This is a genomic window from Methanocalculus sp. (assembly GCF_029762515.1).
Classification (GTDB): domain Archaea; phylum Halobacteriota; class Methanomicrobia; order Methanomicrobiales; family Methanocorpusculaceae; genus Methanocalculus.
In genome coordinates this window covers 1-1593 of record NZ_JARVGN010000483.1, presented here as the reverse complement: position 1 = coordinate 1593, position 1593 = coordinate 1, and the positions used below count along the sequence as shown (strand labels likewise).

At 54.0% G+C, this 1593-nt stretch carries 1 protein-coding gene and 1 pseudogene; both read right to left on the bottom strand.

The window, feature by feature from the left end; all coding sequences use genetic code 11:
* A partial coding sequence (gene pheT, locus QCH34_RS12415) for a phenylalanine--tRNA ligase subunit beta (RefSeq protein ID WP_300334592.1) occupies nucleotides 1-1299 on the bottom strand: 1299 nt, incomplete at its 3' end.
* A gap of 2 nt (nucleotides 1300-1301) precedes the next feature.
* Nucleotides 1302-1593, bottom strand: a pseudogene (locus QCH34_RS12410) (phenylalanine--tRNA ligase subunit alpha); the annotation flags it as partial.

The window sequence follows — 1593 nt, the reverse complement described above, 5'->3', positions numbered from 1 at the left end:
CGGAAGTTCACGGTGTTTATTCAGCTGAAGGATCTCAAGGAGCATCGGCAGGAGATCGGTCCTGATAATGGTGTTCTCGATTGAGATCGGATGAAGCACCTTCAGGGCGGCATCAGATCGTGGCCGTTGCATCTGATCATAGCTGACCCGTTCGTTTGTCAGGGTAAACGGCATCACTTCCGTGTAGCCAAGGCCAATTGCAATCCCTGAGACGATACGGGCAAGGCGGCTTGCGGGATCCTCTGTTCCGATAGTGAAGGTGGGGGGAAGGGTGGCAGGGAACCGGTCGAACCCATATGCAATGGCAACATCCTCAAAGATATCCCAGTCATGCATGATATCCGCCCGGTAGCAGGGGATGGTTACCTGCACCTTTGATCCTTCAAGAGGAACAGCTCCAAAACGCATCTTCTCAAGAAGCGGGACGATCGATTCCGGTGTGAGCGGAACACCCATGAGCCGTGCACATTCATCACAGTCAATAATCCGCTCAACCGGTGCCAGTGAGGGGGTCTTCTGCCCGTCAATTGTGACCGATTCAATCGTTCCACCGGCTTCTGCAAAGGCAGAGCAGATGATCGCAACCGTATTCTGTACCGCCCGCTCATCGGTGCCGGTGACATCAAGGAGGATATCGGTGGTATCTGACGTGACCCGTGTCAGTTCCCCATTGATGATCGGAGGAAATGAGAGAACCTGATCGTTCGCATCAACAATCAATGGGAATCTGTCAAAATGCTCCACAATTCCGGCATATGCCCTCCCTTTTGGATGTTCTGCTAAGATCTGATCCATCGTCATCGATTCGGTATAATCAAGGGGCACAAACTGCCGATCCCGTGAAGATGCGATGTACCTGAATGGAGATTGTACCGTTGAGAGATCATGAACCCCGATTGCAACCTTGGATCGCCCACGCCCAATCGCCCAGTGCAGCGCTTCCTGGAGCGCCATCACCGATTCGATCGAGGCATCGTCAAAACGGAGGTTCCTGATAACCGCCGATCCAAGCACCGGGCGGATCCCGGCAAGACCCGGATCGACAGAGAATATGATCGTCGATTCCAAAACCGGGTATTCTGGCAAACCCGTCTCGATCCCGAGGAAGCCCCGCATTGCCCGTGCCACCCCTTCGACCGAGTAGAGATCGGTTCTGTCAGGGAAGAACTCGACATCGGCATGATCCTCTTCAATCCGTTCGATATCTGATCCGATCATCGGCAGGGCTTTTAGGATCGTATCCTTATCGGCTTTCGTGAGGCGCTCGAGATACTCATAGTTCAATGTAATAATCGCCATTCCTAGATCCTCCGGTATGAGGGAGTATTTCGGATCCAGTCGATATCACTCTTATAGAGCTGCCGGAGATCTTTCAAGCCCAGCCGGAGCATCGCAACCCGCGAGATGCCAAGGCCCCATGCAAGAACCGGATGTGTGATCCCAAACGGCGAGGTAACCTCTTCACGGAAGATACCTGCACCTCCAAGCTCCACCCATCCAAGGCCATCCACCCAGACCTCAGGCTCGACAGAGGGTTCGGTGTAGGGGAAGTACGCAGGCCGGAACCTGACATCCGAGAACCCCATCCGGTGA